This is a genomic window from Abyssisolibacter fermentans (assembly GCF_001559865.1).
In the GTDB taxonomy this organism is placed as follows: domain Bacteria; phylum Bacillota; class Clostridia; order Tissierellales; family MCWD3; genus Abyssisolibacter; species Abyssisolibacter fermentans.
Genome location: NZ_LOHE01000029.1, coordinates 56,606 through 63,668, shown reverse-complemented (window position 1 = coordinate 63,668; position 7,063 = coordinate 56,606). Strand labels below are relative to the sequence as shown.

4 protein-coding genes are annotated in these 7,063 nt (G+C 29.9%); 2 read left to right on the top strand and 2 right to left on the bottom strand.

Annotated features, from left to right (window positions below; all coding sequences use genetic code 11):
* Window positions 1–192: hypothetical protein (locus AYC61_RS21755; protein ID WP_207644241.1), on the top strand; the 192-nt coding region annotated here is incomplete at its 5' end.
* 106 nt (window positions 193–298) lie between these two features.
* Here AYC61_RS21755 and AYC61_RS02035 read toward each other — a convergent pair.
* Window positions 299–2,074: an RCC1 domain-containing protein gene (locus AYC61_RS02035; RefSeq protein ID WP_066496137.1), complete on the bottom strand. Its 1,776-nt coding sequence runs from the start codon at window positions 2,072–2,074 to the stop codon at window positions 299–301.
* Window positions 2,075–2,321: 247 nt separating this feature from the next.
* Here AYC61_RS02035 and AYC61_RS02030 point away from each other — a divergent pair, with 247 nt between their 5' ends.
* Window positions 2,322–4,016 carry a M3 family oligoendopeptidase gene (locus AYC61_RS02030; protein ID WP_066496129.1) on the top strand — a complete coding sequence of 565 codons (1,695 nt, stop codon included), beginning with the start codon at window positions 2,322–2,324 and terminating at the stop codon, window positions 4,014–4,016.
* A 1,195-nt stretch (window positions 4,017–5,211) separates the two neighbouring features.
* Here the strand turns inward: AYC61_RS02030 and abc-f are convergent.
* Entirely contained in the window at window positions 5,212–6,927 is a 1,716-nt protein-coding gene (gene abc-f / locus AYC61_RS02025; RefSeq protein ID WP_066496126.1) for a ribosomal protection-like ABC-F family protein, read from the bottom strand.
* Between the last annotated feature and the right edge of the window lie 136 nt (window positions 6,928–7,063).

Sequence of the window (7,063 nt, the reverse complement as noted above, 5' to 3'; positions counted from 1 at the left end):
TTTCCATTTAGTATTGAATCACAAGCATGTAATAACTTCGTACTTACAAAGGCTTACCCTAAAGAAAAACTAACCATTATATTATTTAGAAGCTACATGACATTTTTTGACCACGACATTGATGCCTATATTTTTTCATATTTATATAATCAGAAAAATATAGCATCTCCGAGTAAGAAAAATGTCTTGTAAAGCTTCAACACATAAACATTGAGCTATACTTCCCTCAAAGGTTTATCCTAAAAGACAAAATGGCAATCAAAACATCTGATTGCCATAAAATAATTTAAGACTTCAATTAATTATTAAATTCGTAATTATCATTTACTAATAATTCTGCAACTATAGCATTTAAATCTTTGTCATCTATTTGTCCATCTGCAATTGTATCTGCGTCATATTTAGTAGAATCAGTACTATCTGCAGGCTGTCCGTAATACCAAGCATCTATACCCAAATCTAATAATGTAAATTCTCCTGATTTGTTTACATCTTTATATCCTTCTATAATTATTGTTTTTTCTCCACAATTTTGTTCTTCGATGTTCATCTCTAATGTACTGTTATCCGCTATTCTTGCGTTTGTTATGTCTATCTTACCTTCACCTATATTTTTTGCTCTAAGCTTTAATTTTAGAAGTAATTTATCATCATTTGCTGCATTTGCTTCACCTAAACTTGCTACTATAAAACGGTAAGCTCCAGCTTCATTAGATTGATGATATATCTTTAATCCTTCTTCAGCTTCAGCACTTACAAATTCAAATATGTTCGTATCAATTGTCAATTTGATATCTTCTGCATATATATTATTCACATTATGTATTTCAACATTAGCAATTATTTCATCACCAACTCTTGCTTTGTCTACTGATTGGATATCTATGCTTGGTATAAAAATCGGATGTAGTTCGAAGTCTTTTACCTGTACCGGAATTTGGCTATCTTCTGTTGACCCGTCTCCTAAACATCCATTTCCATTCCATCCCCATGTCCATACCGTTCCGTCACTTTTTAATACTCCACTATAACCAACTCCACAGAATATAGCTTTTACATCTGTTAATCCTTTTACCTGTATTGGTGTATGTCTTTCTTCTGTTGTTCCATCTCCTAATTGACCATAATCATTTTTTCCCCATGCCCATACTGTTCCATCATTTTTTATGACCATACTATGATTTGATATTCCAGCTATAGTCTTTACATCTGTTAATCCTTTTACCTGTACTGGAACACACTTACCTTGTGTTGTTCCATCTCCTAACTGTCCATTAGAATTGAACCCCCACATCCAAACTGTTCCGTCATTTTTTAATGCCATACTATAATTTGCTAATCCATTTATAGCTTTCACATCTGTTAATCCTTTTACCTGTACTGGTGTATGTCTTTCTTCTGTTGTTCCATCTCCTAATTGACCATAATCATTTTTTCCCCATGTCCATACTGTTCCATCACTTTGCAAAGCCATACTATAACCAATTCCACTGGTTATAGCTTTTACATCTGTTAACTCTTTTACCTGTACTGGTATAAGCTTGTCTTCTGTTGTTCCATCTCCTAATTGACCATAATCATTTTTTCCCCATGTCCATACTGTTCCATCATTTTTTATGACCATACCATGATATGCTTTTCCAGCTATAGTATTTACATCTGTTAATCCTTTTACCTGTACTAGTATAAGCTTGTTTTCTGTTGTTCCATCTCCTAATTGACCATGATCATTTCCTCCCCATGTCCATACTGTTCCATCACTTTTCAAAGCCATACTATAACCAATTCCACTAACTATTGCTTTTACATCTGTTAATCCTTTTACCTGTACTGGTATACGCTTGTTTTCTGTTGTTCCATCTCCTAATTGACCATAATCATTTTTTCCCCATGTCCATACTGTTCTATCATTTATTATAGCCATAGTATGTGCACATCCACCAGAAATACTTACTTCAAAAACATCTCCACTTGCATAAGCAAAACTCCCCCCTGAAAACACCGTAATATTAAAGCATAAAACCAACGCCAATAATACATAAAAAATTCTTTTAATAACTCTTTTTTCCTTCACGTTATACTGCCTCCCTATAATGTATTGTTTTAACAAAATAATTACTTCGATATCAAAACGCATATTTCCTGCCAATACGACAATATATTCCTCTAAAACAATGGGAAGGTTCTTTTGTTTGCATATGTAATAATTGCAAATATCTTATTATAGATGTAAAATATATTTATAAAGTTTATACACCGAGGAATAATGTGCATAAAACTTTGTAACCCTTTATTATATTAGTATTTAGGAGGTTAAAAAAATGAAGTTTAATGAGATGAAATACATAAGACCTGATTTTGAAAAGGTAGAAAAAGATTTTAATAACTTATTGGATCAATTTATTAATGCAAAGGACTATGAAGAACAAAATTCATTACTTGAAGATATAAACGAATTAAGAAGAAATTTTGAATCTATGGGACAATTAGCATCAATAAGACATACGATTGATACTACTGACAAAAAATATGATGAAGAACAAGAGTATTTTGATCATGTTTATCCTATGTATGAAAATTTAATATCAAAGTATTATAAAGCTCTAGTTAATTCTAAATTTAAAGCTGAACTAAAAAAAAGCTGGGGTGAGCAATTATTTAATATAGCTACTATGTCTCTCAAAAAATTTAAGCCTGAAATTATAGAAGATCTTCAAAAAGAGAATAAATTAGCTAGTAAGTATACAAAATTAATTGCATCAGCTAAAATTATGTTTGAAGGAGAAGAAAGAACATTACCTCAATTAACTCCTTTTCAACAATCAACAGATAGAAATATGAGGAAGAAAGCTTGGGAAGCTAAAACAAATTTCTTTAAAGAGAATGAAGAAAAGTTTGATGAAATTTACGATGGACTTGTTAAGGTAAGGACACAAATAGCTAAAAAATTAGGTTATAATAATTTCATTGAATTGGCTTATATAAGAATGCTTAGATCAGATTATGATGCTGATATGGTTAAAAAATTTAGACAACAAGTAAAAGAGTATATTGTACCTGTTGCTACTCAATTAAAAGAAAGACAATCAAAAAGATTAGGTTTAGATAAGCTTAAATACTATGATGAAGGATTTAAATTTAAGACTGGCAATGCAATCCCTAAAGGTAACCCTGAATGGATAGTTAATAATGCTAAAAATATGTATTCTCAGTTATCTAAAGAAACAAAAGAATTCTTTAATTTTATGTTAGATAATGAGTTAATGGACTTAGTAAGTAAAAAAGGTAAAGCGGGTGGAGGATACTGCGATTTTATTACTAAGTATAAAACACCATTTATTTTTTCTAATTTTAATGGTACTTCTGGAGATGTTGATGTATTAACACATGAAGCTGGTCATGCATTCCAAACATACTCAAGTAAAGATGTTAAAGCTCCTGAATATAATTTCCCAACATATGAAGCTTGTGAAATCCATTCAATGTCAATGGAATTTTTAACTTGGCCTTGGATGAAATTATTCTTTGAAGAAGATGAACAAAAATATAAATTTACTCATTTAAGTGAAGCATTATTATTTATACCTTATGGTGTAACTGTTGATGAATTTCAGCATTATGTTTATGCAAATCCAGAAGCAACACCAGACGATAGAAAACAAGCATGGAGAAAAATAGAAAAAAAATATTTACCTCACAGAGATTATGAAGATAATGATATACTAGAAAAAGGTTGTTATTGGTTTCAACAAGGTCATATTTTTGAAGTACCATTCTATTATATTGATTATACTTTAGCTCAAATATGTGCATTCCAATTTTGGAAAAAATCACAAGATAACAAAGGAGAAGCTTGGAGTAATTATTTAAGATTATGCAAAGTTGGAGGAAGTCAATCATTCTTAAAATTAGTTGAAATAGCTAATTTACAATCTCCTTTTGGCAAAGGTTGTATGAAATCAGTAGTAAATACAATTAAAGAGTGGTTAGATAGTATGGATGACACAAAATTATAAGAGTATAAAAAGAATAAAACAAGGGGAAGGTTAGAAACTGCATGTTTATTTTTTTAGTACTATTGGTAATATAAATAGTTGTTTATTTCAGAGAATAGCTTAGCTATTCTCTTTAAATTTACAGCTAAAACTGTTAATTCAATTTGTATGAACACGCTTTTTAGACCAAAGCCTCTAATTTTGGTCATTTCATAAAATCTTTTTAATCCTCAATAAAACAAACGTTGAGGAAACAAGCTCTTAAAATCTCTCTTCAAAGAAACCTTAGAGACATCCTAGTTACATATCGGTTATAACTAAAAAATCTTTTTTAAACCTGTGAAAATACAAACTTCATAAAATTAGGCAGATGTTTTGTCGCTTTAATTCAAAAAGTTTCAAGCAAAACCTTCGAAGCTCCAATCCTAATAAAGCCCAAATGCCTACTACAATAACTATTACAACCAATATACTAACTAGGCAAGTATCTGAGGTTTCTTTGCGGGTGAATTCAACGTGCAGTTTTATCATCGCTTTTACACCATAAATAAAACTGCCTGTTGTCTGAACCAAGCAAAGATTCTCAGATACTTGCTCACTCCATTTAGTAATGAATAACCATCATGTAATAACTTCGAACTTACAAAGGCTTACCCTAAAGAAAATCTAACCATTATATTATTTAGAAGCTACATGACATTTTTTGTGCACGACATTGATACCTATATTTTTTCATCTTTATATAATCAGAAAAATATAGCATCTCCGAGTAAGAAAAATGTCTTGTATGGCTTTAACTCAAAAACATTGAGCTACACTTCTCTCAAAGATTTACCCAAGCTATTTTTTAATTAAAACATATCTAACAGATATTTATTATAATTCTTTAAAGATTTAATAATATAAGCGTTGAGGAAACAGGCTCTTAAAGTCGCTCTTCGAAGAAACCTTAGAGAAATCCTAGTTACATATCGGTTATAATTAAAAAAGCTTTTAGAACCTATAAAAACAAAAACTTCATAGAGCTTAAGTTAACTATCTCAAATCATAACTATAACAAAAACATTCGTAGCCCAACCCTAACAAAACCACAAACACCTGCTAAAACAATTATTTCACCAACGAATTAACTAGGCAAGTATCTGAGATTTCTTTGTAGGTGAGTTCATAATTACCATTCACTAAATAATGTTTTGAGCTTTTAAATAATCAAAAGTTAATTCGAGTTAGTCAAATTTTTCTTAGCCTTAATCAAATTTTGATACTCTTTATCAAGCTTTTTATATTTCTCAGCTTCTGGACTCAATAAGCTTAATTCTCCTATTAATTCAGCAATTTTATTTTCTATAATCATCAATTTTTCTTTATTATCTACTTCTACATCTTTTATGTCATATTTCTTGTCCATATATTCTTTGAATGAATATTCTATTCTCATTATCTTGTTATCTTCAAAAACTAAAACCTTATTACATAATTTTTCCATCAGGTATCTATCATGTGAAACTATGATAATTGTACCGCGATACTTCATTAATGTTTTTTCTAACATTTCTCTACTATGAAGATCTAAATGATTTGTAGGTTCATCTAATATTAAAATATTGCTTTTCATTATTATCATACTTGCCAGTTTCAATCTAGTTTTCTCTCCTAAACTAAGATTTTTTACTTTCATGTTAATCATGCTTTTTGAAAACCCCATATTCGTTAATAATGTCTGTAAGACGCCTCTTTTTTCATAATTTTCTATGTCAAATATTTCGAGAACCGTTTTATCATTATCAAAATCTATTACGTCTTGACTTAGATATCCAACTTTAAGTGATGGATTTACATATATTTCTCCACTATCAAATAGGCCTTCACTCATTATAGTTTTTATAAGTGTTGTTTTACCACAGCCATTCTTACCAAACAAGCCAATTTTTTCACCTTTTTTTATGTAAAATGAACTGTCATTGAATAATATTTTATTACCTAACGTCTTAGCAATATTCCTTGCTTCAAGTATTTTTTGGCTACTGCTTTCATTCCCAATAATATCAAACTTTATTTTTTGCTCTTCTTTAGGTTTTTTGATACCCTCAACGTTTATTTTTTCAAGCCTTTTTCTTCTTGACTTAACCTGTTTGTCTTTCTTTTTAGCTCTTGCTCTATATTTTTCCTTCAAGCCCTCTTTTTTGGTTGATTCTCTATGTCCTTTCAATGCCCAATCATTTAATTGCCTTATATCACTTTTGATTTTGTTTTTATATTTTTCTTGAGCTTGATACTGATGTAACTGACTCTCATACCTTTTTTTCTTTTCATTATAATAACTAGTGTAATTTCCTTTATAACAATGTGCTATTCCATCTTCAATTTCTATTACTTTTTCACTGATTTTATCCATAAAATAACGATCATGTGATATTACTATAATTGTCCCTTTATAATTTCGCAATTCATTGATAAGCCACTCTATACCTTGATAATCCATATGGTTAGTAGGTTCATCTAAAATAAGTAACTCTGGCATTGTTGACCAAATTTTTGCTATTGAAAACTTAGTTTTTTCACCACCGCTAAGATTGCAAAGTCTTGAAGTATTCCAATCTTCATTATAATCTATTCCTAGTTTCTTTACTGTATCAAAGAAATCTTTTATTTCTATTGTATCTTGCTTCAACACTTCCATATATTCATCTTGTGAATAATATGATGATTGACGCAAATATCCTATTTTGACATTCTTTTTATGCCATATTATAAAGCCATTTTCTTGCTCTATCGAACCAACAATTATATTTATAAGTGTCGTCTTTCCAGCTCCATTATTACCTACTACAGCTACTCTATCTCCATTTTGTACTTTGAAGTTAATATCTTTTAATATTACTCTATCTCCAAAGCTCTTCTTTATATTAACACTCTCAAACAACAGCGACATAAAATCTCCTCCTATCTCTTTCTTCTAGGCATGGTTAAATATATCTTTGTATGCAATAATATATCGCCAAAAACAAAAAACTGTAAGTCGAAATCATTCAACCTACAGCTTGGTATTCACTGGTAGTAGTTTCTTT

Coding starts and splice junctions, on each gene's coding strand:
- AYC61_RS02030 (WP_066496129.1), top strand. CDS start 2,322: ATGAAGTTTAATGAGATGAAATACATAAGACCTGATTTTGAAAAGGTA.
- abc-f (WP_066496126.1), bottom strand. CDS start 6,927: ATGTCGCTGTTGTTTGAGAGTGTTAATATAAAGAAGAGCTTTGGAGAT.